Source organism: Paenibacillus sp. p3-SID1389 (assembly GCF_025151705.1).
In the GTDB taxonomy this organism is placed as follows: Bacteria; Bacillota; Bacilli; order Paenibacillales; family Paenibacillaceae; genus Fontibacillus; species Fontibacillus phoenicis.
Genome location: NZ_JALXVO010000009.1, coordinates 62,728 through 89,690 on the forward strand (window position 1 = coordinate 62,728; position 26,963 = coordinate 89,690).

The 26,963-nt window shown below is 53.9% G+C and carries 27 protein-coding genes and 1 pseudogene; 8 read left to right on the forward strand and 20 right to left on the reverse strand.

The window, feature by feature from the left end; all coding sequences use genetic code 11:
- The first annotated feature begins 29 nt into the window (after nt 1-29).
- A complete protein-coding gene (gene asd, locus M3G15_RS05915; RefSeq protein ID WP_260070353.1) occupies nt 30-827 on the forward strand; it encodes an archaetidylserine decarboxylase in 798 nt (265 codons plus the stop codon).
- A 42-nt stretch (nt 828-869) separates the two neighbouring features.
- On the opposite strand, the gene M3G15_RS05920 is transcribed toward asd, so the two are convergent.
- A complete protein-coding gene (locus M3G15_RS05920) occupies nt 870-1,805 on the reverse strand; it encodes a DUF4097 family beta strand repeat-containing protein (RefSeq protein WP_009225084.1) in 936 nt (311 codons plus the stop codon).
- 209 nt (nt 1,806-2,014) lie between these two features.
- Entirely contained in the window at nt 2,015-2,800 is a 786-nt protein-coding gene (locus M3G15_RS05925) for a helix-turn-helix domain-containing protein (RefSeq protein ID WP_009225083.1), read from the reverse strand.
- A gap of 243 nt (nt 2,801-3,043) precedes the next feature.
- Here M3G15_RS05925 and M3G15_RS05930 point away from each other — a divergent pair.
- The 3 genes and pseudogenes from M3G15_RS05930 to M3G15_RS05940 all read left to right on the forward strand — a co-directional run.
- Nucleotides 3,044-3,322 (forward strand): annotated as a pseudogene (locus tag M3G15_RS05930) (pyridoxamine 5'-phosphate oxidase family protein); the annotation flags it as partial.
- Between the two features lie 128 nt (nt 3,323-3,450).
- Nucleotides 3,451-4,749, forward strand: a complete 1,299-nt coding sequence (locus M3G15_RS05935; protein WP_260070354.1) for an aminotransferase class I/II-fold pyridoxal phosphate-dependent enzyme — start codon at nt 3,451-3,453, stop codon at nt 4,747-4,749.
- 108 nt (nt 4,750-4,857) lie between these two features.
- Entirely contained in the window at nt 4,858-4,983 is a 126-nt protein-coding gene (locus M3G15_RS05940) for a YjcZ family sporulation protein (RefSeq protein WP_260070355.1), read from the forward strand.
- Nucleotides 4,984-5,048: 65 nt separating this feature from the next.
- Here M3G15_RS05940 and M3G15_RS05945 read toward each other — a convergent pair whose 3' ends face one another.
- The 5 genes from M3G15_RS05945 to M3G15_RS05965 form a co-directional block, all read right to left on the reverse strand.
- Complete coding sequence (locus M3G15_RS05945) at nt 5,049-6,275, reverse strand: ABC transporter permease (RefSeq protein WP_260070356.1); 1,227 nt, start codon at nt 6,273-6,275, stop codon at nt 5,049-5,051.
- 2 nt (nt 6,276-6,277) lie between these two features.
- Nucleotides 6,278-7,030 carry an ABC transporter ATP-binding protein gene (locus M3G15_RS05950; RefSeq protein WP_311202259.1) on the reverse strand — a complete coding sequence of 251 codons (753 nt, stop codon included), beginning with the start codon at nt 7,028-7,030 and terminating at the stop codon, nt 6,278-6,280.
- Nucleotides 7,031-7,053: 23 nt separating this feature from the next.
- Nucleotides 7,054-8,472: a DEAD/DEAH box helicase gene (locus tag M3G15_RS05955; protein ID WP_260070357.1), complete on the reverse strand. Its 1,419-nt coding sequence runs from the start codon at nt 8,470-8,472 to the stop codon at nt 7,054-7,056.
- 122 nt (nt 8,473-8,594) lie between these two features.
- The gene (locus M3G15_RS05960; protein WP_260070384.1) at nt 8,595-9,371 is read right to left on the reverse strand and encodes an SDR family NAD(P)-dependent oxidoreductase; all 777 of its coding nucleotides are present in this window, start codon (nt 9,369-9,371) and stop codon (nt 8,595-8,597) included.
- Nucleotides 9,372-9,476: 105 nt separating this feature from the next.
- A complete protein-coding gene (locus tag M3G15_RS05965) occupies nt 9,477-9,935 on the reverse strand; it encodes a chemotaxis protein CheX (RefSeq protein WP_260070358.1) in 459 nt (152 codons plus the stop codon).
- A gap of 271 nt (nt 9,936-10,206) precedes the next feature.
- Between M3G15_RS05965 and M3G15_RS05970 the strand changes: the two genes are divergently transcribed.
- Nucleotides 10,207-11,109, forward strand: coding sequence for a LysR family transcriptional regulator (locus tag M3G15_RS05970; protein ID WP_016311021.1), 903 nt, complete (start codon nt 10,207-10,209; stop codon nt 11,107-11,109).
- A 62-nt stretch (nt 11,110-11,171) separates the two neighbouring features.
- Complete coding sequence (locus M3G15_RS05975) at nt 11,172-11,981, forward strand: histidinol-phosphatase (RefSeq protein ID WP_260070359.1); 810 nt, start codon at nt 11,172-11,174, stop codon at nt 11,979-11,981.
- Between the two features lie 140 nt (nt 11,982-12,121).
- Here M3G15_RS05975 and M3G15_RS05980 read toward each other — a convergent pair whose 3' ends face one another.
- Both M3G15_RS05980 and M3G15_RS05985 read right to left on the reverse strand, forming a co-directional pair.
- On the reverse strand, nt 12,122-12,685 hold the full coding sequence (locus M3G15_RS05980) for a GNAT family N-acetyltransferase (protein WP_260070360.1): 564 nt from the start codon (nt 12,683-12,685) through the stop codon (nt 12,122-12,124).
- A gap of 35 nt (nt 12,686-12,720) precedes the next feature.
- Complete coding sequence (locus tag M3G15_RS05985; protein ID WP_260070361.1) at nt 12,721-13,464, reverse strand: DUF1361 domain-containing protein; 744 nt, start codon at nt 13,462-13,464, stop codon at nt 12,721-12,723.
- A gap of 178 nt (nt 13,465-13,642) precedes the next feature.
- Here M3G15_RS05985 and M3G15_RS05990 point away from each other — a divergent pair, with 178 nt between their 5' ends.
- Nucleotides 13,643-13,978: an MGMT family protein gene (locus M3G15_RS05990; protein WP_009225070.1), complete on the forward strand. Its 336-nt coding sequence runs from the start codon at nt 13,643-13,645 to the stop codon at nt 13,976-13,978.
- Here the strand turns inward: M3G15_RS05990 and nagZ are convergent.
- From nagZ to selD, 9 genes are all read right to left on the reverse strand, one after another.
- On the reverse strand, nt 13,966-15,288 hold the full coding sequence (gene nagZ / locus M3G15_RS05995) for a beta-N-acetylhexosaminidase (protein ID WP_260070362.1): 1,323 nt from the start codon (nt 15,286-15,288) through the stop codon (nt 13,966-13,968). The two genes, M3G15_RS05990 and nagZ, sit on opposite strands and share 13 nt — an antisense overlap.
- A 36-nt stretch (nt 15,289-15,324) precedes the next feature.
- Nucleotides 15,325-15,909 carry an LOG family protein gene (locus M3G15_RS06000; RefSeq protein ID WP_260070363.1) on the reverse strand — a complete coding sequence of 195 codons (585 nt, stop codon included), beginning with the start codon at nt 15,907-15,909 and terminating at the stop codon, nt 15,325-15,327.
- A 37-nt stretch (nt 15,910-15,946) separates the two neighbouring features.
- Nucleotides 15,947-16,489 carry a hypothetical protein gene (locus M3G15_RS06005; protein ID WP_260070364.1) on the reverse strand — a complete coding sequence of 181 codons (543 nt, stop codon included), beginning with the start codon at nt 16,487-16,489 and terminating at the stop codon, nt 15,947-15,949.
- A 62-nt stretch (nt 16,490-16,551) separates the two neighbouring features.
- Nucleotides 16,552-17,010 carry a DinB family protein gene (locus M3G15_RS06010; RefSeq protein WP_036645134.1) on the reverse strand — a complete coding sequence of 153 codons (459 nt, stop codon included), beginning with the start codon at nt 17,008-17,010 and terminating at the stop codon, nt 16,552-16,554.
- Between the two features lie 164 nt (nt 17,011-17,174).
- A complete protein-coding gene (locus M3G15_RS06015) occupies nt 17,175-17,318 on the reverse strand; it encodes a hypothetical protein (protein ID WP_009225065.1) in 144 nt (47 codons plus the stop codon).
- Between the two features lie 4 nt (nt 17,319-17,322).
- The gene (locus tag M3G15_RS06020) at nt 17,323-17,535 is read right to left on the reverse strand and encodes a TipAS antibiotic-recognition domain-containing protein (protein WP_009225064.1); all 213 of its coding nucleotides are present in this window, start codon (nt 17,533-17,535) and stop codon (nt 17,323-17,325) included.
- Between the two features lie 75 nt (nt 17,536-17,610).
- A complete protein-coding gene (locus tag M3G15_RS06025) occupies nt 17,611-20,010 on the reverse strand; it encodes an S-layer homology domain-containing protein (protein ID WP_260070365.1) in 2,400 nt (799 codons plus the stop codon).
- 136 nt (nt 20,011-20,146) lie between these two features.
- Complete coding sequence (mnmH, locus tag M3G15_RS06030) at nt 20,147-21,184, reverse strand: tRNA 2-selenouridine(34) synthase MnmH (RefSeq protein ID WP_260070366.1); 1,038 nt, start codon at nt 21,182-21,184, stop codon at nt 20,147-20,149.
- Nucleotides 21,185-21,206: 22 nt separating this feature from the next.
- Nucleotides 21,207-22,259 (reverse strand): selenide, water dikinase SelD, encoded by a 1,053-nt coding sequence (selD, locus tag M3G15_RS06035; protein WP_260070367.1) that lies wholly within the window; start codon nt 22,257-22,259, stop codon nt 21,207-21,209.
- Between the two features lie 204 nt (nt 22,260-22,463).
- Here selD and M3G15_RS06040 point away from each other — a divergent pair, with 204 nt between their 5' ends.
- Entirely contained in the window at nt 22,464-23,543 is a 1,080-nt protein-coding gene (locus M3G15_RS06040) for a permease (protein ID WP_260070368.1), read from the forward strand.
- Between the two features lie 41 nt (nt 23,544-23,584).
- Here the strand turns inward: M3G15_RS06040 and M3G15_RS06045 are convergent, their stop codons facing one another.
- Together M3G15_RS06045 and M3G15_RS06050 are read right to left on the reverse strand one after the other, a co-directional pair.
- On the reverse strand, nt 23,585-26,197 hold the full coding sequence (locus tag M3G15_RS06045; protein ID WP_260070369.1) for a carbohydrate-binding protein: 2,613 nt from the start codon (nt 26,195-26,197) through the stop codon (nt 23,585-23,587).
- Between the two features lie 230 nt (nt 26,198-26,427).
- The gene (locus tag M3G15_RS06050; RefSeq protein WP_260070370.1) at nt 26,428-26,949 is read right to left on the reverse strand and encodes a YfiT family bacillithiol transferase; all 522 of its coding nucleotides are present in this window, start codon (nt 26,947-26,949) and stop codon (nt 26,428-26,430) included.
- Nucleotides 26,950-26,963: the final 14 nt, after the last annotated feature.

The following is a 26,963-nucleotide window of genomic DNA, read 5'->3' on the forward strand; positions in this document are numbered from 1 at the left end:
CATTACTGGACAGACTAGGAGGATGCGATTTGGCCGCGACATGGATGAAATGGATGACAGAGCTCTCCTCCCGGAAATGGTTATCCCGGTTGATGGGCAAGTTCTCCCATTCGGGGGTTAGCCGAGCAATGATCCCTTTTTTCGCAAAATCGTATGGCATTCCGCTGCATGAAGCGGAGAAGGAGCTTCGGGAATATCGCACGTTAAACGAGTTCTTCACCCGCAAATTAAAGCCGGGCATGCGCCCGCTGCACGCGGAGCCGGGAGTGATGATCAGTCCAGTGGACGCGCTGATTACGTTTATGGGCGAGGTGCAATCCGGCACGATCTTGAACGTCAAAGGACAGGATTATTCCTTGGAAGCGCTGCTGGACGGCTCCCCTCGTGTAGAATTGTACAAACACGGTTACGCCTTTGTTCTTTATCTGAGTCCTACCGATTATCACCGGATTCACGCACCCGTGACGGGCAAGAAGCTGGAATGCGAGCACATCAAAGGCCGGGCCTACCCGGTGAACGATTTTGGCATGCGCCATATGAAGAAGGTGTTGTGCCGAAACGAACGCTTGATCACTTACATTTCCCACGACTATGGGGAAATCGCCCTCGTGAAGGTCGGCGCGATGAACGTGAGCAGCATCCAGTACACCGACCCTTCGGCAAAATCCTGGGAGCAAGGCGACGACCTGGCTTATTTCGAGTTTGGATCCACCGTCGTTCTGCTCACCCAGAACGGCACCTTCACCCCATTGCCTGAACTTGCGCCCGGACAGAAGGTACGGATGGGCGAAGCGCTGGGCTGGTTTAACTCCGCAAAACCAAGCTAATTCAGTGATCATCGCCCGCCGGCTTCGGCCGGCTCTTCCCCTTTATTGCACCGTAATGCTGCCGATGGAAGTCTCCAGCGCGACCAACGGCCCTCCGCCGCCCCGCTCGCTTCGTCCCTTCGCGGCTCCAATGACTTCGCCCAGTTCGCTGGACGTTTCGAGATCGCAGGCTAACGACGGATCAAGCGTTGCCGTGATGCTGCCAACATCGGTGATGGCTTGAAGCTGACCGCCCGTATCCAGCGTGAGAATATCTAGATTGATGCTGCCGGTGGCTGTACGGATCGATGAATCCCCGGACAGACGGGCATCCTCGACCCGAATCGACCCGACCTCTCCCTTCAGCCGGTAGGTTCCCGTAAGCCCGCTCGCCGCGATCTCCCCGACATGGTTCGTGACTTCAAACTCCTGAATCCCGGCAGGGACCTCAACGACATAATCGATGCGGAATTCGGTAAAATGCAGCTCCTTCTGCGCCCAATCCCATAAATTTTGGTCCGGCGCGCCTTTGGCGTGCACGCGCACCTGAGCCGTATTGCCCTGAGAGGTGACGGTCACCTCGCTCTGTTCAAACAACGTATCCAGCTTCTCCTTACGTGCCGGCAGATCCGCGGCCTGGATGGTCGCTTTCACCACGATCTGATCGGACGTGCCTTCCTTCAACTCAAGACGCCCTACGGCATTCTCCAGCTGCAGCTTGCTGGCGTTGCCGATGGCTTCGCTTGTCGAAAGGTCATGCGAGCGTCCCGTGAACGTCAAATCGTCCTTCCACTCGTCTGCGGCCAGCGCCACCGACTGCTGCACGGATGCCGCGGTCTCGCTAATCGATTGGCTTATTGAATCAACGGTATTCCCCAAGGTCTGCCCCCATTGCTGCTGCAGCGTTTCATTTTCCGCCGGACCGCAACCTGAAGCCAGGGCCAGAAGTACGGCCGATGCCGCCAGCCATGCGATTTGGGATGTACGTTTCTTTCGCATTTTCGTCCTCCTTCTATTTCCATCTATCCTGAGCTTATACCAAGGTTCCCGGGAACCACCACAGGCGCGGGACCGGTTTGCTCCCTAGACTTTGGTCAAGGAGACGGTTCGCAGGGCAAGCGGAAAAACCGCCGAGCATGAAGCCCGGCGGTCGATAAATGAAGCTTATTTAACTTTAGGGTGGGTTGGGTTAGATTAGAGTAGCCTGCTTAGCGGATTTCGGACGGGCTTTTTCCCGTATATTGTTTGAACTGGCGACTGAAGAAGAAGATATCCCGATACCCCAGCGCATCCGCAACCTCGGTCACATTCATGCCGGCATGCAGGAGCAAATGCTGCGCCCGGTCGATCCTTGACTTGATGATGTAAGACTGCACGGACATCCCGATAATTTCCTTGAATTTAATCGAGAAATAGCGCGGGGATAAGCCCGCCCGGGCAGCCAAATCCTGCACTTTGTGGGGAAGTCCGGGATGTTGCAGCACATAATTCGCCACTTCATGAATCACTTCATGCAGTTGGTTGCTGACCTTCTTCTCCACCGGCACTTGCCGCTCCTCCCGCAGCAAATGGATCAACAGCTGCTTGAGAATCAGCTGGGCCTCCTCCTCGGCGGCATAGGCTTTCATCAAGAATAAACGGACGTAACGAGACAACATATATTCGAAATCCAGCGTATCCTCCAGTACGCGGTAGGGACCCGGCACTTCCGTCACGGGCTCATGGACGTCGAAATGAATGTACGTCAGCACCAGCGGTTTCTGCGGGTTGTGCGTGGCACTGGTGTGATCCCCTTTTCGGAACAGGAAGCAGCTGCCTTTACTGACCGGAATGGGTTGGTCGTTCAGGACCACCGTACCTTCACCGCTCCACACATAGAAGAGATCATAATTCTGCAACGGCTTCTCCCGCTTGTGCCATTTCCAACCGGGTTCGCATACGATTTTGGCGAATGCCGGCTTCAATTCAAATGATGATGGTGAAACGTGAAGCATGTCCTTCCCCCCCATAAAAAAACTACAAACGCATCATTTTGCCTGATCCGTACAGTATCCTGCCCTCCTATTTTAATAACGAGGACAAGTTTATCACCTTTATTATACCTTTAAAGCGCACGGGTTTAAATATCCCCCCAGGCCGCTTTCATTCGAAATACACCCTCAAATGTAAATTGGTTCTTTTTTCTTGTCAATTTCCGGCGTAAGCTGAATGTCAAACAATCGGAGGGGGAACCATCCATGCGCAGAAAAGAATTTAGCATCACAGAAGAGGCGGAAATTCGCGAGTTTTTGCAGGAGATGAGCTTCGGTTTTCTCGGTACGGTAGGCGAGGACGGCTGGAGCCGGGTCACGCCGCTCAAATTCGTTTATGATGGCGAGCATTTCTATTTTCACGGAAGTCTGGCCGGAGAGAAAATGAAGCAGATCACTCGGGATCCGCAGGTCTGCTTCACGGTAGCCAAGGAGTATGCGATCATTCCGTCGTGTTTTACCGATCCCAAGCTGGCCTGCCCGGCCCACCAAGAAAAATAAGCCAAATCCGTTGTGATTTCACCGTGACGTGCCCGAGTCGAAATGATATAATGTTAGGCAGTTTAAGACGTTACTGTCCTAAAATATCAAACCGATTTGGAAGGATGAATGTGATGAACCCACTCGCGGAGCAGTTAAACGAGAGCGTCAAATCCGGCAACCGGCACGTGTATGACATGCTGTCCACGCTGGGCAAGGAAATTTACTTCCCGAAGGAAGGCATTTTAAGCCAATCTGCCGAAGCTTCAGCCCACGCTAAGAAATATAACGCTACGATCGGCATCGCTACCGAAAACGGCATCCCGATGCATCTGGCAGCGATTCAGGACACGTTGTCCGCCTATAAACCGCAGGATTTGTACCCTTATGCCCCGCCAGCAGGCAAACCTGAGCTGCGCAGCGTATGGCGTGACAAAATGATCCAGGAGAACCCGTCGCTCGAAGGCAAGAGCTTCGGCCAACCGATTGTTACCAACGCCCTGACCCACGGGCTCAGCATCGTCGCCGACCTGTTCGTTGATGAAGGCGATGTTGTCATTTATCCGGACAAAAACTGGGAGAACTACGAGCTTACCTTCGGCATTCGCCGTCACGCCGACATCGTGAATTTCCCGCTGTTTACCGAAGACATGACCTTCAACAGCGCCGGATTGCGTGAAGCGCTGCTAGCTCAGAAGGACAAAGGCAAAGCGATCGTTATCTTGAACTTCCCGAACAATCCAACCGGATATACGCCGGGCGCCAAGGAAGGCGGAGAGATCGTAGCTGCCATCCAGGCAGCGGCCGAAGAAGGAATTAATGTGGTCGTCGTGACCGACGACGCTTATTTTGGGTTGTTTTTCGAAGATTCCCTTCATGAATCATTGTTTGGCAAGCTGGCAGGACTGCATCCGCGCATTTTGCCGATCAAAGTGGACGGCGCAACGAAAGAAGAATACGTCTGGGGCTTCCGCGTCGGATTTATTACTTACGCCGCCGAAGACCAAGCGGTGCTGACCGCATTGGAACAGAAGACGTTGGGGATCATCCGCGCCACGATTTCGAGCGGTGCCCATCCTTCGCAGACGTTTGTGCTTCATGCCCTGAAATCTCCGGAATTTACCGCCCAGAAGGAAGAGAAATTCCGGATTATGAAAGGCCGGGCCAATAAAGTCAAAGCCTTGCTCGACAGCGGCAAGTATGGGGACGTTTGGGAATACTATCCGTTTAATTCCGGCTATTTCATGTGCCTGAAGCTCAAGACGGTTGCGGCGGAAGCGCTGCGCCAGCATCTGATCCACCAGTACGGTATCGGCACGATCGCGCTGGGCGAAACCGACCTGCGGATCGCCTTCTCCTGTATCGCGGAGGAACATCTGGAGGAACTGTTTGATCTGATCTATCAAGGAGTCCTAGACCTGCAGGGCAAATAGGCGGCGGGTCCGTCGGAGAACGGCACATTGGCCCACGCACGCCAGCCCCTCTTCTCATACAATACGGTGTACTATCACAATACACCTAAATGGGAAAGGGGAATGAAGATGAGTGGAATTGAAGAAGCAAGAGGCGGCTACGGGGGCGGCTACGGCGGCCTGTTTACGAGCACGGGTGTGATCCTGGTTCTCTTTATCCTGTTGGTTATCGTTAGCCGCTCCATCCTGTATTAATCTGCTGAATAAAAAGTTTCCAAGCAAAAACGGACCGTTCCCGGGTGGGGGACGGTCCGTTCTAGCTATTCCTCGTCTTCGTCCTCCTCGCGCCACCTGCGCTTCCAGGAAGAACGCATGCCTATCGCCAGCAGCAAGCCTGCGGCCATGGAACCAAACGTCAAAAGGGCATCACCGCCCGGTATGACGGCCATCGGCAGCCATAGCAATACCGTGATCGCGAACAGCAATCGGGAGCTTAATCGAAGCGTCGCCGTCTTCCGTGCGCCGGCAGGCAATGGATAGAAGGAGGCTGCCGGTGAGTCCCGATGGGTTTGGCGTAAGGCGGCTAGCTGTATGCCCGACAGGAACACAAACAGCAAGTGAATCGCCAGTCCGAGCCAGGATTTGTCATTCCATCCCGTCAGCACCATGCCCAGCAGTGTTAGGCGAAGCAGGATGCCCGACAGCTCGCTGCGGACAAACGTCTTGACCAGCAAATAAAGGTAGGCCTCGGCCGGCTGCCACGGAATCCGGTTGCCGATGCCGGACAACCAGCGGCGGTGGATCACCTTCTGTCCTTCCGACGGCACATCCACGAACCAACCGAGAATCATCTGCACCCGGGCAGCCGCCGTGCGTTCAGCGGTGATCAGGTTCTCCCAAGGGACCCTGTATTTCATCGGAAGCCGCAAGATCAGGCCGTAATTGAGGCTGACGAGCACCGTGAACAAGGTGCTTTTCCAGGCTGGCTGCCAGATCCAAGCCGCCGTCATCAGCAGCACAAAGCACCAGCGCAGCAAGCGGTACCCGGCTCTGGCCCGGGACGTCGTAATTCTGAGCTCCTGCCAAGCTCCATAGGCACTTAACGCCTTGAGCAACAGCAGGGCGACCAGCATCAGCCATAGGGGCTGAATAGCCCCGCCCTCTCCGCTGAGCTGATACAACGGCCAAGCCAGCAACACCACAATATAGAGTCCAACCAGCTTATAAATCAGTCCGTTCCGAAAAGCCGGGGCTAGGTAGGCCTTCATTTGAGTCTCCTGCGGCAGTAAGAAAATTACGTCAGCCGGCTGCGCATAGGTTCGAAATCCGGCATATACGGTCAGCGGACCCCATAACAGCAGCAAAATCCAGCGAATCGGCAAACCGGACGGAATGTTTTGCAGAAACGCCGTATACCAGGCCGAAAACGCAATAACGAGCAGGAGCAGCAAGAAGGCGAGGCCGCTCTGAAAGACATAGGGCAAATACGGGAGCACTTTGCCCCAGAAGGCCGCTCTCCGCTGGCTTCGCAGCGTTTGAAGCTCCATCGCTATTCGCCGTCCTTCACTAAGGCGTAGAACATTTGCTCCAGCGAAGCTCCCGAGGCTTGCGACTGCTCCCCGATGTCAGCCAGCGTCCCTTGGGCCAGCACTCTCCCCCGGTGCAGAACGATAAAGCGGTCGCAGTAATTTTCAATCGTTGATAGAATATGCGAGCTTAATAGAATCGAGGCGCCGCCTTGTTTCATTTCCAACATGAAATCAAGCAATGACCGGATGCCCAGCGGGTCCAATCCCAGAAACGGTTCATCGATAATATACAGCGGCGGCCGGGCGACGAACGCACACATGATCATCACCTTCTGCTTCATCCCTTTGGAGAGATGGGCTGACAGGCTGTCCGCCTTCTCTTCCATATGGAACAGCTTCAGCAGATGATCCGCCCGCTCCCGGTAAGCCGCCGGCTCCACGCCGTAAGCCCGGGCCGCAAACTCCAAATGCTCCTGTACCGTCAATTCCTCATAGAGCAACGGCGACTCCGGAACGAAGGCCAACTGTGATTGGTACGTTTCCGGCGCTTCGTCCCGCGTGTTGCCGGAGATGCGAATCTCTCCCCGATGCGGCGTCATCAGTCCCAGAATATGCTTCATGGTCGTGCTCTTACCGGCTCCGTTTAACCCGATCAGCCCAACCATTTCCCCCGGCTTCACCACGAAGCTAACCTCGTGAATTACAGGCCTTCCCAAGCTGTAGCCGCCGCTCAGCTCGTCTACCTGCAATACGGGCAATTCACTCTCACTCAAATCTAACGCCTCCCACGTTCCGCCTAACTGCGCGGCGGCTTATTTTTCAACCACTTCGGAGCGCCTTTATTCTTCCGATCCGAAAGACGCTCCTTCTTCCGCTCCGCGGTTGGCGATGCCTTCCGCGGTCCTCCGTGACCGGAAGCTGGCCGGTCGGAAATCTGCGCGGACGGGTGTGTTCGCCCGCTGCCGCCTTCCCCTGCTGTACGGCCTGCGGTCCCCGATGAGCCTGCGCGGCGAGGAGCCGCGTCTGCGCCGGCCTTGCCGCGAACGGAGGAACGAGTTCGCTTGCCGGAACCCGCCTCGCCGGCATCCACCAGCTTCCCGCTATATAACGCCTTGGGCTCAATCTCAATGCCCAGTTCTCGAGCGAATTTACGCATGATGAACTCTTCCTGCGGCGTAACGATCGATACGGCCAGCCCTTTCCGGCCCATACGGCCAGTTCGGCCGACCCGGTGAACGTAATGCTCGGAATCAATGGGCGGATCGAGGTTAACGACCAGGGCCAAATTCTCAATGTCCAGTCCTCGGGCAGCAACGTCGCTCGCCACCAGCACGCGGATTTTCCCCTCGCGGAATCGCTGCAGCGTCAAGCTGCGCGCCGTTTTGTCCGCATCTCCATATAAAGCTCCGGCGCTGAGACCAACATAATTCATCTTCGCCTCAACTTCGGCAATCTGATCCGTATTGTTGATAAAAACAATCGTCCGCTCCGGTTCGAAGTGGCGTACGATCCGCCGCAGCATATCGATTTTGTCCCGCGCTTCGGATACGAAGTAAAGATGCTCCACCGTTTTGGACGTCCGCTGCTCCGGTTCGATCCCGATTTCAAGCGGCTCCTTCATCTCTTTCGCCGCCAATGCCCGAATATCCGGGTTAATCGTCGCCGACAGGAACATCAGCTGGCAGTCCCGCAACGTCCCGCGCAGAATATGCTCCACGTCTGCCGTGCCGCCGAGCTGGAACATTTGATCCACCTCGTCCACAACAACGGTGAGCAGCGTATGCAGCTTTAGCTTGCGGAGCGCCAAAATTTCGCGGATGCGTCCCGGCGTGCCCACGACAAGTTGGGGATGCAGCTTCAGCTTCTCCAGCTGGCGCTTGATCGCTGCGCCGCCGATCAACGCCTGACTTCTGATCCCCAGCGGTTCTCCGTACTTCTCCGCCTCCCGCAAAATTTGCATCGCCAACTCCTGGGTTGGTGCCAAAATTAACCCCTGTAACGTCTTCTCCCCAGGGTTAATCCGTTGCAGCAATGGCAGCAGGTAAGCCAGCGTTTTCCCCGTCCCCGTCTGCGACTGCGCAAGGATATCCCTGCCTTCCAGCGCCGCAGGGATACACTCCGCTTGAACCGGTGACGGCTCCGATATTCCGTAGTCCAGCAAGGCTGCGGTCAACTGTTCACCAATTCCCAGCCCGGCAAATGTAATATTCGTCATTTCGCCATTCATCCTTTATTTTCAAAGTACTTGATGTCCTATGCCAATATTTTCATTATATGCGATAAGCCTAAGTCACAACAAATCCACACCGACGCAAATAGCCTGCCTTCACAGGCAGGCTATTTCTTATTCATCATTCGATAGCTTAACCGGTCCGCCAATCGCGGGAACATCTGGTACCACTTCGCTCCTGCGCCGGCGATCCAAGGCAGGTTGATCTCCATCGTGCCTTTCTCTGCCGCCTTTACCATCGCTTTGGCCACGCGCTCCGGCTTGAGCATCATCCAACGCACGTTCTTGACATAACCGCCGCTTGGATCCGCAATGTCAAAAAAAGGCGTATCAATCGGTCCCGGATTAATCGTCGACACCGAAATGCCGTACTCCCGGACCTCTTGGCGCAATGCGCTGCTAAAGCCAATAACCGCATGCTTCGTCGCGGTGTAGGCCGCAGACTTGGCCGTGCCGATTTTGCCGGCCATCGAAGCGACATTAACGATCCGTCCGGAACGGGCAGCCTTCATCGTGGGAAGAACCGCCTTCGTGCACCGAACCATACCTATGTAATTGACGTTCATCATCTCCGCAAATTCGGAAATCGGCATTTGGTCCAAGGATTCGAACTTGCCGTAACCTGCATTGTTTAACAGGACATCCACCTGTCCAAACTCCGTCAGGACCTGGTCGAATCCTTCCTTCACGGAAGCGTCGCTGCCAACGTCCATCTCCAGTACCCGATAAGGTCCGGCCAAACTCGCCGCAACCCGGTTCAACTTCTCCGCATTCCGGGCAGCCAGAACGACCACAGCGCCGCGCTCAGACAACCTCTGCGCCGCCAATGCGCCAATCCCGCTGGATGCGCCGGTGACGACAACGATTTTGCCCTCTAATGACATACTCACCTGTAACTTCCCTTCAAGAGATAGTTCAAAAAGTCATCTTCCGTTCACGAAGTCGCATCAAGAAAGTGATTTAACCATGACTTTCTGCTGTACCTAATCTTAAGAGATCATCACTTGAATGTCCAGTTCGCCGATGCCATCCATCAATAGCGGGATGCAAAGTGCCTTGCGTGGTCCAATCCCCGCCGCATGCTCCATCTTGAGAACCTGCGGAGGCGTGATGTCCACAACAATTCCCTGATTGGACAAAATCGTGCTGGCATTCCCGCTGATCATGTTGCCAAGCTCAGAGATCGCGCTTTGTCCCATCTCATCCATTTCCGTCAGGGCGAATCCGCCCATCATCGCCGAAACGATGCGCAGCGCCACGGCCTCTTGCAAACCGAACACCACTATGCCGCTGAAATGGCCCGTCATTCCGATTTGAATCCATATATGATCCTGCACAGGAATTACTTCTTTAACCCCCATACTCCCAGTCGAAGGCGAAACTTGAACAACCTGTTGAATAACCGAACGTGCGGATTCAAGAAAAGGATTTATGACTTCTGCTTTCAAAAGAATGCGCCCCTTTTCACTAGAAGAATAACTTTACGATACAATAGACCCAACATTTAGTTAAAACTTATTATACTTTATTCCTAGGAATAAGTCATTAAAAATCGAATCATGGAGACAAAACTGATGCTGAAGTAGGATTTTGTCGAACACAGTCGAATGTCGTGTCATTGATTTAGCCAACGAAATTCCCCTATAATGAATTAATCATGGAGGAAGGCGCCGTATCCGGCGCATTTCCCAAGGAACGGGAAAGAAAGGAGGCCTTCTGGTGAATATTAGTCAGTTGGAGACGTTGATTACGATCTCCAAAACAAAAAGCTTCCGAAAGGCTGGCGAACTGCTCAACCTGACCCAACCCGCAGTCTCGGCTCAAATCAAAAGCCTGGAGGATGAGTTTAACACCGTATTGGTTGACCGCAACCAACCGGTTACCCTGACGGACCGGGGGCAAGTATTCCTGGAGCAAGCGGAACGCATTCTGGACATCGTTGAAGAACTCAAGCAGAAGCTGTCCGATATGGAGCATACCCCGCAAGGCCATATTGTATTAGGGACTACCACATCGATCGCCATTCAAATTCTGCCGCGGATCTTATCGTACTTCCAAGACCAGTTCCCGCTGATCAAAACCACCATTCAATCCATGCCCTCCAGCCAAATTTATCAGAACGTGGAGCAGGGGCTAGTTGACATCGGGATCGGGTATTTAATCGAAAACAACCCGCAAGTGCTCTCGTCGGTGCTGTATTATGATACGTTCGAATTCGTCGTTTCTCCGCTGCACCCCTTGGCAAGCAACCCATCTCCCACGCTGGATTCACTGCGCGGCATCCCGATGATTATGCTGTCTCCCGATACGGTCGGACGGCGGTTTATCGACGAGGTCTTCCGGCAACATAACATCGAACCGCACATCGTGATGGAGTTGTCCAGCAGTGAGGAAGTCAAACGGATGGTAGAGATCAATCTCGGGGCGGCGATCATTTCACGGCAATCGATATTACGCGAGTTGAAACAAGGCACGCTAAAGGTTGTGCCGATCCCTGAGCTTGAAGTCACTCACCCGGTTGGCGTCATTTACAAATCCAGCCGATATATCAACTCGGCGATGCAGCAGTTTCTGGGCGACCTGAAGGGCATGCCGGAAACCCATTTTATCAGTTCTGAGTAAACGGAGATACTTCGTGCTCATCAGGCACAACACCTCAACGCAACAGAAAGGAGCAGTCTTCCATGAAGTTTGACCTTCACACCCATCATTTCCGCTGCGGCCATGCGGACGGGAACATCCGCGATTACATTGAAGCCGGACTGTCTGCCGGATTATCGGTCATCGGGATCAGCGATCATACGCCATACTTCGGCCATGATGAGGATCAGCCTTTTCCCCGAATCGCCATGGGCAAACAAGCTTTTGCCGGATATGTTGAGGAAGTGCTGAAGTTAAAGCAGGAGTACGCTGGCCGAATCGATGTTCTGCTGGGGATCGAATCGGATTTCTTCCCGGAACATCTGGGCGCTTACCGGAATATGCTGAACCAGTATCCTTTTGATTATATTATCGGTTCCGTTCATAGCGTTAGTGAGGTAAGCATCTTCAACAAAAATCGTTGGAAGGGCCTTAGCCAAGAGGAGAAAGTAGCCAGCAAAGAAGCCTATTACGATTTGATCCGCCAATCGGCCCGCAGCGGATTGTTTCAGATTATGGGACACATCGACGCGATGAAGGGCAACTACCCGGCATTTACGGATATTCCGGCTGCACAAGCGATTGACGATACATTAAAAACGATTGCCGAGCACGGGGTGGCCATCGAAATTAACACCTCCGGGAAAACCAAGCTGAGCGGCGGATGGTATCCTGACGATTCCATTCTCGAACGGGCTCTTCATTTCGGGGTTTCCGTCACTTTCGGCTCCGATGCCCACATCCCGTCCCGGGTTGGAGATGAATGGGAAGAAGTCGCCCAACGCTTGAAGGAAATCGGATTTCAGGAATGGGTCTATTTCAAAAATAAACAGAAAGTCACCGTTCCTCTGTAGACAAAAAAAGAGAACCCGATCACGTCCTTCGGGTTCTTAAGAGAGATATATATTCAAAAGGGGGTCATGTAATAAGTGTACCCCCTTTCTATTAGGGTTTGATCACAGCTATATTTCATTTGTGTAACAAAAACGATCACTTATGTTTCAAAGGACTTCCCTTCGATGATATATCGTTTGAGCGCCAATCTTCGGCCTCTTCGCCACGCCGGGGAGAGCCTTCCGGCTTCCCGCAGACCGCATTTCCGAAGGACGCGCTCCGATGCCGGATTGTCCGGGCTGCAGCGTGCTTCGACGCAGCCGAGCCCAAGTGTCTCAAAAGCGAAATCCAGCACACTCGCTGCCGCTTCCGTTGCATAGCCCTGGTTCCAATGCGCCGGGGAGATCAGATAGCCGAGTCGCGCAGTTTGTCCCTCAACGTCCCAATGCTGCAGCGAGCATAAACCAATCCAATCTCCTTCCGCTTTACGAATCACAGCAAAGTGAAGATCCCGCAATACACGGTAGGATTCCTCGAAATAGCGGTATAGCCGGCCGGGAAATAGCAGCTTGCCCGGATTGAGTTCGGTAAAGGCGCGCACCGCCGGATCGGACATGCAGCGAAACATCGCCTCCGCATCCTCCGGAAGCAGCCGCCGCAGCACCAGCCGCTCACTTTCCAGGACTGGAAACTCCCGCCGCAGCTGCTCTTTCATTTCCGTCATGTCCCATCCCCCCGGATCTCGCTTCTAAAATCCTGTCACACCTTATCCCCTTGCATCTGTTCCGAGGCGCGATAAATTCTTGCCACCCCGTAATGCACCACATAACAGAAGAAGGTAATCAAAAAGATCCATTTGCAAAACCCCACCATATGCGCCACGTTCGCGGCATCGGTAAAATAATCCGCCGTTTCTCGGAGCACATATCCCGGATGCCTGAGCAAGTCCCAGCTGTTCCAGCGGATAAAGCGGCCGAGATAAATGCCGAAGCTGCTAAGCAGCAGCACGAGAACAGCAAACGCCCAGCCTGCCAAGCCGCCTCCCGCTCGCCGCACCAGGTGATGCACCGATGCCAGGGATACCGTCGCCAGCGCCAATCCCAGCAACGCAGCAAACAACAACGTAAAGAGGTGATCCCAGAACGAAAGCTCTTCCCAGAACCGGATGCCCGCCGCAATCGGGTAACGGTTAAACGGGTGAAGCAAATCGGTGATGAGATACGCGGCATTTGGATAGAAAAACAGCCATAACAGCCCAACCGGAACGCTCAATGCAACCTTGGCCGTCCGCGATGGGATCAAGTGGATCATGTCGAGCAGAACCGCCAGCCCGAGCGGAATCCAAGCCAAAAACACGTTCCAGATCTGGAACAAATAAGGCGGCCGTCCGCCATCCGGCAACCGCGTGCCGATTACATATTTCATCCCGATCACCGTGAAAATGAATAAAACAACATATAAAATCCATTTCTCCGGATACCCCAGCATCCTCCAGCGTTGCAAACCCATCCCTCCCGTCTGCCTTTGACCTATATACGTTTGGAGCCGGCGGATCGTTACCGTGGCAGCGTTCCTCCTCTGCTCCGGGCTGGGGCGGATGATTTTGAGGCTGGAACTTGTTATTGCGGCGTGGTATATAACGGTATAGACAATCTTCATTTAAAAATAAGGAGTTTTCATCATGCAGCCGTTTACCGCACGAACGATTGAAATCATCTCCTCCATCCCGCCAGGCAAGGTGATGACCTACGGCCAGATCGCTGCCGCAGCAGGAAGTCCCCGCGCCGCCAGGCAGGTCGTCCGCATCCTGCATAGCATGAGCGGTAAATACGGATTGCCGTGGCACCGGGTTGTGAACGGGAAGGGGCAAATCGCATTGCAAGAAGAAGCCGCCTTCCAAGAGCAGACATGGAACCTGGAAGCGGAAGGCGTCGAAGTGCTGCCAGGCGGACGGATTGATCTGGATCGTTACCAGCACCAGTACCGCCCGGACAGTCCCAAGGATCAGAGCCCGTAAGGCTTAAGGATATCGCTGATATCCTGATTTAACTGCTTCGTATTCGGCCCTTGCGCAGGGTCGTTGGTGAGTTTATATTTCTGCTTCAGCTTCAGCACGTTATACACCCGTTCATCCAGCGTTTCCGCTGAAATGGTGCCGGAGCTGACGGCATCGCGCAGCGCCTGGATCACCTGCTTCTCCTTCTCTTCGTCATGGCCCACCAGCACGATGTTCCCGCCGGCCTGAATGAACTGCACGGCCGCGTCACGGATATCGTAATGCTCCACGATGGCGCCCATCGTCATATCATCAGAAATGATCGTCCCCTCGTATCCCAGCTCCTCCCGCAGCAAGTCATGAATGACCGCCTTAGAGAAGGAAGCCGGATGCTCGGGGTCCAGCTTCGGCATCAACAGGTGAGCGATCATGACGACGTCGGCCCCCTCTTGAATCGCCTGCTTAAAGGGCACCAGCTCCAGCTTCCGCAGCCGGTCCAAATCATGCTCCACAACCGGCAGCCCCAGATGCGAATCCACCGAAGTATCGCCATGTCCCGGAAAATGCTTAACGACCGGAATTACGCCTTGCTCCCGGATTCCCTTCATCACGGCAATGCCCATGCGGCTAACGATTTCCGGCTTCGTGCCAAATGCCCGATCCCCAATCACCGGATTATCCGGGTTGCTGTTGACGTCAAGCACCGGGGCGAAGTCCAGATTCAGTCCGAAGCCGGCCAGCTCTTGCCCGATGATTCCGCCAATTTGCCCGGCCAATTCCTCGCTGCCGGTATTGCCGATTTTGCGAGCGGCAGGCAGCTTCGTGAGTTCCCCAGGCATGCGGCTGACCCGCCCGCCTTCTTCGTCAACGCTCAGAAACAGCGGTACCGCCTTGTTCTGGTTGGCGGTCTTCAAGCCGTTAAATAAGGTAAGCGCCTGCTTGGTGTCCTGGATGTTGTCTTTATAGAAAATAAAGCCCCCAACGTGATACTCCTCGATGAGCTGGCGAGTCACGTCGTTTGGCTCAGTTCCATCCATGCCCACCAGAATAAGCTGGCCGATTTTCTCCTCGGTGCTGAGCTCATCCAGCAGTTTGGCGGCAGGATCGGCCGGTTTCTCCGAGGTTTCCGGCGCTTCGGGGGTTGAAGGGGACGTCTCTCCTTGGTTCGTTTCCGTCCCGTTGGAGGTGGAACCTCCGTTTCCTTCTCCAACAGAAGACGAAGGATTGCGTGCTGCCCCCGAACATCCCCCGACTACGAGGATCACGAGCAGCAGCAAGCAAGTGATCATCCAGAGGCTTCTGCTCCGATGCGATGTGTTGATTCTGTCCATTCTATCGCCTCCGTCTCTTTTTTGAATGCCTATATTTCACAGGGTTCGCCCCTGCTTCCATTTCTTCTCCGCAATAACCGGTACAAAGTTCTCCATCCGCGACAGCAGCTCGCCCGGTTCCTCGGCTAGATTGATCAAGGCTTCATGCCCAGGATGGACAAAGCCGGCCCGGATGCAGGAATTCACCAATTCCATCAGCGGCTCGAAATAGCCCTGCACATTAAGAACGCCAACCGGCTTCTGGTGGATGCCGATTTGCAGCCAGCATAACACCTCAAACAGCTCCTCCAACGTGCCAAATCCACCGGGAAGAGCGATGAACCCGTCTGCCAGCTCGCTCATCTTTGCTTTCCGGGCATGCATACCCTCGACTTCGATAAACTGCGTCAACCCCGGATGCGCCATTTCTCCGTGAATCAAACCGGAAGGCATGATGCCAATCGCTTCGCCGCCGGCCTCCAATATCGCATTCGCTACGGCGCCCATCAGCCCGTGCCTAGAGCCTCCATAAATTAAGCGGTATCCCCGCTGTGCCATGACTTTTCCCAGCTGTTCCGCCTTGACGCGGTATTGCTCGTCTTCACCAAATCGCGAGCCGGCAAATACGCAAATCGATTTCATCCTCTTCCCTCCTGCAAAATAAATAGACAACACGTGTTCAAGCGAAATCTAACCGTGCGCCGGCCAGATCCCAACGATGGCTGAACTTCTCCAGCCGCGGATGCAGATGGCTCGGCTCGGCCGCAAGCAGAAGCCGGATCTTGACGATCCACTCCTCAAAGGAGGAGAAGGAAGCAAATTGGTTTGCCAGCTCCGGTGTCAGATACAGGAAGTGGGGGGCCGGATAAGCCTCCGTTAGATGACGAAGGGCTGTGTCGATGGGCGTATACTTTTTCCGCTTGCCTTCCCAGCCTTCCACAAGGAGCGCCAGCCCTGCTCCCTTCTGCTCCCGTCTCCACGCATGCAACCGGTCCTCCCTTCGATAGAAAGGACTCACCGGTTCTTTCGACATCCGTCTCATCGTTTCTTCATGGAGCGGATAAAGGACCAGCTTCGCAAACTTGCGGGTCTCCGCCTCTTCCGCGGCCCGCAGCAGCTCTTCGTCCGAAATCAACTCAAAGGAATCGTAGAAGATTAACGTCCCTTTCCGGCTCGGGGCCGGAGGCTCATAACCAAAGGGCACCTGAATATTCTGTCTCAAGACGTTTCCTCCTCGGTCGTAATTTGGGAGATATGGATAGGTTACCCTTTTTTTATCAAAAGCTAACGAAGTCCCCGGTCAATAAAATTTGGTGACACCGGCACCCGCCCCAACTCCCGTGACCACACTGACAGCTGACCGATATGATGAATCTCGTGGGCAATCACATGACGGAGGATTTCGCCTTGCGTAAACTCTCTTCCCCATGAATCGGTCACAAGTATTCCGTCCATCTCGGGGGTCCAAGTCTGAAGAAACGCCTCGACTTCCGTATGAAAGGAATCCGACAGCTTCTTCACCAATTCTAAAGACATAAACGATTTGAAGTCCTCCTGAAAATCCGGTTTCCCTTCGATGGTGCGGATCCAGCTCCATTCAACATCAACGATATGAAATAAGGTCTGTAAAATACTCCCCACACCGCCGACCCGCTTGCGCAGCAGCTCTTCTTCAGGGACATTCTCACACCAGTGAAACCATTCGTCCCGGACTTGCCAATTATATTGAAACCACTTTAACATCAACCTAACTCCTTTCCCTGGTAAAGGTACCTTAGACGTAACTCCACTCTTCTCAGCAGTAACCTGATTTTACCATAAGTATCTGGCTCAATTCAGCACGCGGAATGTAAAAGGCCCCCGGACCTCATGTCGCGGGAGCCTTTGGGGTATTGGGCTCTTGAGTATTACTGGTCACTGTCGTTAGCATCCGGCGCGGTAGCCGCATAAGCTTCAGCCGCCGCCAGCAAGTAATACGCCAGCCCGGTTTGTTGTCCTTCCAGCATGGTGCGATGGAACTCAACGCTGAGGAAAAAACGGGCCTGCGCCACAAAATCATCCGGAGAAGCAGGGTGACTGTGTTTTTTCCATAAAATTCAGATGTCTTTCGATCAGCTGCCGGACCTCTTCGTCACCGTGGGAAATTCCGGAGCGTAATGCCTCGGCCAGCTTCCCCGTAAACTCCATCGATTCCCGGGCTTGCTCGTTCATTTCCGAGACGTTGATCGGCTCGGCTCCGGGAACTTCCACTCCATAGGTGTGGCGCAAATGCTCCTCCTGCTTCTTGAGCGCTTCACGCCACTCGGCCTCATCGGCAAACCCAACAAATAGCTCCTTCCCGGCTTACTCCGATCCAATCGGCTGATCAGTTCGGCCTTGGAGCTTCACCAATCTCATCAGGATGGAAGCCGCTTCGGCTTTGGTGACTTGGCGCTGCGGGTTGAATTTGCCGTTCTGGCCTTGCAGCAATCCGAGTCGAACCGCTATGGTGACCTCGCCGGGGCGAGTGATTTGCTTGGCATCGCTGAACTGGTTGATGAATGCGTCTTTGCCGAAGAAATTCGCCGCCAAGCGATCGTATTTGACCATCGAGGTAAGCAAGATGGCCAGCTGCTCTCGGGTCAGCTTCTGATCCAGTTGTAACGGCTCGGCCGGATCGATCCACCCCAAATCGGCAGCGTACTTCACCGCCTGGGAATACTTGTCGTCCATCGAGACCTCTGCGGACGCGGCAGACGGGGATGCCAGCACGTAGCTTGTATAATAAGGATTCGCCGCCTTCACGGCATAGGTCAGCCAGTCCCCCACCGTGATCGTCTCATTGGGATTCAGGTTCCCTTGCTCATCCGTTTCTAGAATGCGGTATTGAACCAGGGTCTTCAAATCTGCCTCTGCCCAGTGGCCCTTCACATCTTTGGGCTCGATGTCACCCCGCGTTGGTTCCATGCGGATGCCCTCATACGTCGTCACCCACTTGCCCGTCACGGCATTCAGCACTTGAAAAGACGTTCCTGGATCCTTGAATTGCGGTGAGTAAACGAGGTATACCTTTGGATCCACGTAGGTATTATCAATCATATACCCGCCGATCTGGTTATACTGCAATTCTAATTTAAAGTTGTCCAGGTACGATTGGAGTGCTTGCTCCGCTGTTACGGTTGCTGTTTGGCTGTCCGGCAGATCCTCCGGAATTTGCTCGTGGTTCACAGAATAGAAGAACAACCGACCATACGCATCGACCGTAATAAAAACCCCTCCACCGAGCACCGGAAGGTCATTAACGTAACGGGTCAATTCGAAGCGGAATTGCTCTCCATTCGAGAGGCGACTCCAAGATTCCCCGCGTTCAATCAGTTTTAGGTTCCGGCTCGCTTGCGGATATAACTGGTTCACCCATTCCAAGGCGCGCTGCTTCGCTTGCTCATAATTCAGTTTCGCTGCTCCAGGCGGAGGCGCCAACGGTTCACGCGGCTCGCCATAATTAAACGCTTCAATCTGGAACCCGAGAATTTGTCCGCTCAAGGCATCGACCGTGGCGTACGTCTGGGCCGGGAAATACATCGGTCCCGTCAGGTTCTGGCGCTCCTCTTCCCATCTTAAGCTCCATGTCTTCCTCTCCGGATTCCTGTAATCGCTGCTCATACTCGGATATATAAGCTTCCGGCCTTCTGGAATAAAAACCGTTTGTTCCACCAACTTCGCGGCTTCATCAGATGTTAATTCCACTTTAGAAGTGCGCGGCTCAAATATCTTGGTCCCGGCTGGAACATCGCTAATTGTAACCGTGGTGGAGGTCAGCTCTGTACCTTCACTGTTAATCTTGCGTCCCGTCTGGGCGTTAATGGCCAGGGAAGCATCCGAAACCGGCTGCCAAGCCAGGATCCAATCGGAAATGGCACCGTTCTTCCGTACCGGGACATACCCCAGTTCAACCTGGAACTCGTCTCGGAACTTCTTCTCCGCTTCCGCTTTAGAAACCGTCGGAACGGAGGACGGATATTCCAACCTCTCCTCAGAACGGCTAAAAAAGACGACTTCTCCATCGCCGGTTACCGTGATATGAATGGATTCAAAACCGGAGGGCAGCCCATTCTTCAGAACATCGAAAGAAAAATCATACTGTACCGGACCAAATAAAGCCTGCGAATCCAAGTAAAAAAGAGAATCACTTTCTTTCACCTCATCGGCTGATAACGATGGAGCAGCTTTGGCGAGAAAGGCCTTCGCTTGTTCCGAAGCCTGCTCTCTCGTTAATTTCGGAGGATAATAGACCTTATTGCCTTGTCGCGGAAAGGTAATATAGGTGCTCATCAAATCCCCGGTGATGGCATCCACCCTGCTTGAAAAGCTGTGACTCCCATTGCCAACTTCAACTTGCCAATGAATGGTCCAGACATCCTGATAGCTTGGTGCAGGGTACACATTAATAATCCCGTATTCGACCTGGTTCACTGTCGCCTCTTTCAAAATCGGAAACAATTCCCGAACCTTAGCGATAGCCTGCTCCTTCGTAATTTTGGCACGAGACGAATCGGCAACTGCCTCCCCTTGCTTGGACGGATCGGCTCCCAAGTTCCCGGTGTTTACGATCGTCGTCGTTGTTGACGTAGAGGCTGTGGCCTCCTCTGCCAGCGCCGCCCCCTGCGGCATGACTACTGAAAGCGCCACCAAACCTAGGAATGCCAATTTGACGGTCGGCTTTCTGCGTGCTGCTTTGCCGAATTGATTCAATTGTTGCTTCAACCGTTTCACCTTCCCACTTTTCCCCATATTTTCTTTTCCATTGTAAATGCAATTGGCTGAATTTACCATCCCTAAAACGGTTTAGCAAAATAACAGCCCGCAGAACCTCTGCGAGCTGTTAAGAAGTCAATCGGAGTTAAACCAACTTCGGTAAGAGTCGTTGAACTTCCATGACGGCTTCGTCAACCGTGTTGGCCCGAATCACCGTAAATTCCGCTCCCTCGTATTGCCCTTCTGTATGGGCATACCGAGGATCATAGTAGTAAGTTAGAAGAAGCTCAACCGCGCGGTCATAGCGGCCTGCAAGCAGGCTTTGTTCGATTTCCGCAGCGATGGGCGTATGGATTCTGGATTTGATTTTTCGGAACGCTAGCAGACAGCCCTCCGGATTGTTCCAAGGCTCGTAATCCTCCAAAATGATCTGCACCCGTACGTCCGTTGGCAGATCGATCCGGATATGCCGCCCCTGCTCTTTCTTCTCCATGAGGAATTCAGGGACAACCACCTTGCCGATTCGTTTGCTTTCCGCCTCCATCAACACGTAAGGCGCTTCCCGATAACGCAGGAGATCATCCAACAGCAGCGAGTCGAACATCTTCTGGTTATGCGCCTGCAGCCCAATTTGCCCAAACACCGAGCCCCGATGACCCGCCATCTTCTCCAGATCGATAACGGGATACCCTTGTTCCTGAAGCTTGCGAAGCAGCAAGGTTTTGCCGCTTCCCGTATTCCCGTGGATCACGGTGAGTTCAGGAGCAAACTCCATCTGCTCGAGCGTGCTGACAACCCATTGGCGATAAGCGCGATATCCGCCGGCCAGCCGGTACGTATGGATATCCATCAGACTGAGCAGCGTCGCCGTCGTTCGGCTTCGCATCCCACCACGCCAGCAGAACACCGCTTTACGCCCCGGGATTTCCGCAAACTTCCGGACAAAGTCGGGCAGCTTGGCTGAAACGATCTCAAGCCCGCGTTGTTTGGCGGCGTCTACGCTCACCTGCTTATATAAAGTTCCAATTTCCGCCCGCTCCTGATCATCAAACAGCGGGATATTCAAACTGCCTGGAATCGTGGACTCGGCGAACTCGGAGGGCGATCTAACGTCAATCATGGTGATCGCTTTGCCGCTTTCTCGCTGCTCCGCCCATTCCTGCAAGCCTATATCCTGAAACATATCCAATGCTGCAAACCCCTTCCTAGGCTTCGACCACAATATGGCCCGCGTTCTCTGCGGTGACCTCACCGATCAGGCTCGCTTCAACGCCGGCTTTCTGCAGTTCATCCAACAGCTGCTCGCTTTGATCCGGATTCACAGAAATCAGCAAGCCTCCCGATGTCACCGCATCGCACAGGATGTATCGGCCGATCTGATCCAGCGAGTCCGGGAACGTAATGTTCGCTTCCACATGCGCGAAATTGTTCTTCGTTCCGCCAGGGACAAATCCTTGCTCCGCTAATTCCCGCACGCGTGGAAGCACCGGCACGCGGCTCTGGAAGATGGTGATGCCGGTTCCGCTGCCCTTGGCCATCTCCAGGGTATGTCCCATCAATCCAAAGCCGGTCACGTCCGTGCATGCGTGTACATCATACGGCTCCATGACTTCAGCGGCCGTTTTGTTTAAGGTCGACATGACTTCGGTGACCCGCTTCGTCTCTTCTGCGCTGAGCTGATCCTTCTTGATCGAGGTGGTCATGATGCCAACGCCGATCGGCTTCGTTAAGATCAGCTTGTCCCCCGGCTTGGCGCCAGCATTGGTTCTGACCTTATCCGGGTGAACCAACCCGGTCACAGCCAAGCCAAATTTCGGCTCTTTGTCGTCGATGGAGTGGCCGCCCACCAGCGTCGCTCCAGCTTCTTGCACCTTGTCTCCTGCGCCGCGCAGGATGTCGGCCAGAATGCTTTTATCCAAAGTGGAAATCGGAAAAGCTACAATGTTCAGCACGGTGAGCGGCTTGCCGCCCATCGCGTAAATATCGCTGAGCGCATTTGCGGCGGCGATTTGGCCAAACGCGTACGGATCGTCAACGATTGGTGTAAAGAAATCGACCGTTTGCACCAGCGCGAGGTCATCGCTTAACCGATATACCCCGGCATCATCACTTGTATCAAGCCCCACCAGCAGATCTGGATTCGGCACCGTTGGCGGGAGGCTTCGAATCACTTGCATGAGGTCTGCCGGGCCGATTTTGCAGCCGCAGCCTCCTTTGCTGGACAAGGATGTTAATTTTATAGGTTCAACAGTAGACATGACGGATCACAATCCTTCCCTACGTATCGATATAGGATTTTCTAGCTTATGCTTATTTAAGCGTACTCCGTTGAATTACAAATGGCAACCGTCCCGCTTCTCGCTTACCAGCAGATTCAATGTAGTTCACTTGCCATCGTATGGTATACTATATTTCGTGTCTTAGTTCAAATTTTGAATCATATGTGAAGGGAAATGAAGTCTATGGTTTCATCATCAAGCGGCAACTATCCGCAACAGCAACCACGCGGTTTGGATAAACGCAAAACGGCGATATTTGTCGTTCTGTTTCTCATCATAGCCATCGCTGGCCTAAGTTATGTCAAGTGGTGGCCTTATTATGGAAAAGCGTTCAAAGCCGCCACCGAGCATTCGATTGGCTCTTCGATCCTTGGATCAGATGCTTCCGGACCCATTTCATGGAGTGCCGCGCTCGATTATGCAGCCGCCTATTTCAAATCGGTCTGGAAGGCCGCCGTCCTCGGGATTTTACTAGGATCGCTTGTCCAGGTGCTCCTGCCGGCTCAATGGTTATATAAAGTGCTTGGCAGCAGCCGGTTTAAGAGCACGTTTCTGGGCGGTATCGTCTCCTTGCCGGGGATGATGTGCACCTGCTGTGCCGCCCCTATCGCCGCCGGCCTGCGGAAACGTAATGTATCCGTCGGCGCCAGCCTGGCCTTCTGGCTGGGTAATCCGGTACTGAATCCGGCGACATTGATCTTCATGACCTTTGTCTTGTCCTGGAAATTTACTTTGCTCCGCCTCGTGTTTGGCATCGTGCTGACGTTTGGGGTAAGTTACCTCGCCAACCGTCTGGCGAAAGGCCAGCAGGTTCCCGCGCCAGCGGAGCTGGAAAAGGCGGAAGCGGCAGCCGAACAGAAGAACGAGGGACCGTTCGCTCTTCGCTGGCTGAAGAGCCTCGGGATGATGATCCTGAACGTTGTACCGGCGTATCTGTTGTCCGTCTTGCTGCTGGGAGCCTTCCAAGGCGTCTTGTTCCCCGTTGAGTTGGGCAGCGGCATTCTAGCCATCCTGTTGTTTGCCCTCGTCGGCACGTTGTTCGTCATTCCGACGGCTGCGGAAATTCCGATTATTCAATCGTTCACCGCGCTTGGGCTTGGCGCAGGCCCAGCTGCAGCCCTGCTCATCACGCTGCCGGCTGTCAGCCTGCCGTCTCTGCTGATGGTGTCGCGTTCGTTCCCGCGCAAGGTGTTGGGATTCTTGTTCGCCTCAGTGGTCATCCTTGGCATCGTTGCCGGGATTGTGGGCGCTTGGGTGCTGTAACAAATTAAAAAGGAGCCGAGATTCACGGCTCCTTTTTTTGTTTATTTTTTTCCGCCCCCCGCAACAGGAACAAGCTGAAGCAATTTCGACTCGGCCCCTTGCAGTGTGACGTGCAGCTCCGTTTTCTCACGCCATTCTTCACCAGTCCACAGATCCGTCACGCGGAAGCCGGACTTCCCTTTGTTGTCCATGGCAGCCCGCTCGAAGGAGATCGTCCGTTCCACCGGCTCGTTCGTGAAATTGAAGATCGCGAGATAATATCCCCCGCCGTCTTTTAAGATGTAAGCGTCCGCCGCTGCCGTTCCGGTGTTGCCCTCCATCGGCCGGAATGCTAGCCCTTTCTTCGCCACCGCATTCACCGCCGGGTTCACCAGCAGCTGCTCCATATACTCCCGGGCCGTCTGATTCGCCACATCATCCGAGTTTAGGAACACAGTACCGGAAATCGCCGCCGCGTTCACTCGGGTTTGCGCTCCAAGCAGTGAGCCGCCCTTCTCCAACGTCATATAGTCCGGATCCGTGTAGCGGTAGATGGTTCCGTTTTGCCACCAGCCGTAGGTCAGGTTGTTTAACTGGTATTCCGTACTGCCCAGCGAACCGTCAACATCGCAGGAGATCCGCCGGCTGTGCGCGTATTGGCTGGGGAACAGCGGCGCGATCGACGCGCTGATGAACATCGAGCCGTCCAGCGCATCCACGATGTAAGCCATTCCTTCGTTATAAGCCTGAATGCCGGTAAAAACTTGCAGGTTAAAGTGTTGGCCTTCCAATGCGCCATGGCTCAGAAAATCCAGCTTAATATACTCGAAGCCATGCTCCTTAAAGCGATTCATATAATAGTCGATACGCTGCTTCGTCCCCGGATGGGTCGGATCGACGGCATAGGCGCCGTCTATCTTCGGCAGCGGATTCCCTTGCGCATCGCGAAGGACGATATCGCCATAGGTATATTTTCCGTCCGTGCCTTCCACAGTCTGGTTCAAATTATCGCCCCAGTAGACGAACGGGCCGTAATAGATGCCTGCTTTTTGATCGTTCGCCTTAATATAATCCACCAGCTGCCCCAGCTGCTCATCGTTCATATTATCCCAGTACGAGTCGAGGTTAATATACAGCTGACCTTCGTTATTAAACGACTCTCCTTGCAGCTTCTCCTTAAAGTAATTGGAGGTTTCGATCACTTGATCGTAGCTTAATTTGCTGCCGACAGCTCCCCAGCTGTTCCAGCCCACCGGGACCCCTTGCGGAACACCGGGACCAAAAGCCAGCGGCGGGGCTTCCACTGCATTTGCCTGACCATAGGTTTCCAAACCGTCCCGATAGTCGGTAAAAAATCCAACAAACACCTTCGGAGAAGCAATCGTCGTCCCGCTGACCTTGGCATGCGGCAGCGAATCGTGCGTGGAAGCAAGAGAAGTGAAGCCGCCATATACGTTCAGCTTGTTCAGACGGTCATTGGATCCGCTCCAATAAATGCCGGTTTTCCACGTATCATGGCTAACCGAACCCACCACAAAGCCGCGACGGCTGTCGTTATCGAAAATGGCCGTCAGTTCCGAGCTTTCATAATTTTGATTGTTGAGATCCGTGTTGATCGTCTTGGACAAATACCGCGACCATGCATCGTTATCAAAGGGAGCTACCAGCACCCGGTTGTCGCCATATTGGCCGATATCCACTCCGCCGCGGTGATCTACAATCAGCGGGACAATATAGTTCGTTGCGAGCGGCGTATCTTGCTCGGCAATAACTTGAGTGAGCAAATAATCCTTCTGCTCATAGATATAGTAGATTTGCTTCAGGGTCGGCAGACCTTCCTGCCTGTTGTTCACCGTGACCTTGATCCCTTTGCCTCCCCGGTCGTGGAACCGCTCCACCTCTTCCAGCTTGAACTCATGCTTGGCGTAATCCTTGCTGGTTAAGTACTGGTCCAACTGTATGGAGCTGTACGCCCCTTGGATCTTGGCCTCTTCACCGCGATTTTTCCAGCTGTACGCCGAGAGCCCATTTTCCGTATTATAGAGCAGCTTCAGACTGCCGCTGGTTACGCTCATCCCTTTCGCGTGCCGGGTTACGGCAATCGGCCCGTATTTCACCGTGCTGAGCGGCGCACCAAGCTCCAGATCTTCACCGTTCCCCGGATCGGTTCCCGGCTCCGAGGACGTGACGAAGGTCAAGCTGATTTTGTCCAAATCCGGAGCATATCCGCCGTCATCGTCAAAAGACAACGTATTATTGCCCGCCTGTAAACGGACCTCGAAGTCGAATACGCCCACCGTATTCCAATCCTTCGTCGCCGGCGGCGAGAAACGCTCCCGCTCTCCGCCATTTACGCTGACCATAAACGAACGGGGATCCCCGGAAATATAGGACAAGCTTAGCTTATAAACGCCTGCCTCCGTTACATTCACCCCGTTAAACTGCATCGCCGAGCCTTGGTAAAGGTTGCCTACTTTTGCTCCGCCGGAGCAGGTGTCGCAAGGAACCGGACCGGCTTTGCCGGAGTAGGTATTTGCCGCCGCCTCCGCCTCAAACGTATAAACTGCCTCCGTTGCTTGCGTGCTTCCTCCTTCAGCGGCCGCCTGTTTTGGGGCGATCTGCGCGCCACCTGTCAACGAACAAGCCAATATCGCAATCAGTACATATCGGAGCATCGCACTCCACCTCGACCTCTTCCCCGTACCCGCCTTCACGAATCATCCATCCTTTCATCGATAAGTTCGATTACGAACCCCATGTTAAAATAGACAGCGCTTTCTTTCTATAACTCAAAATGCCGATTTATAGCGGAAATTAAAGTTCTTTTCCAATTTCGATGCAAACAAAAAACAGCCTGCCGTCCTTATTAGGACTTTCAGGCTGTCTTCAAAAGAGAAGAATGGAACTATAGATCCAACCGCGTTCTTAACGCCGTAATATGAGCAAGATGATGATTCCCGTGCCAAGCGTAGTTTCCGAGGTTGTAGGCCAAGCTCGTCGTTTTCCCCGATTCGGGATGGTGGAACGAACGCTCAAAATCTTCCTCGCTCAGCGATCTCAACAGGTGGGTCCAGCGACGATGCAGCGCTTCCAACAGAAGCAGTGAAGCTTCGATGTCTCCCTCGTAGTCGGACAGCTTCGCCCAACGGTCTTCGTGATAAGGCCGAATCGTTGGGGTCTCTTCAGTCAGCGCCAGTTTAAACCGGGTGTAGGCATGGATATGGCTGTCAGCCAGATGGTGCACAACCTGCCGCAGCGTCCAGCCGCCCTCGCGGTAGGGAAGGTTCAGCTGATCTTCACTTAATCCGGCCACCGCCTGCCTTAATCGCGCCGGCAGCGTCTCGATTTCACGTATCCATTGCTCCCGCTGCGCCGCCGTAATCTCGCCTGTGAAGGCATACTCGCCTATCGGATATCTAGGGTCCATGTCTGGTTCGCCTC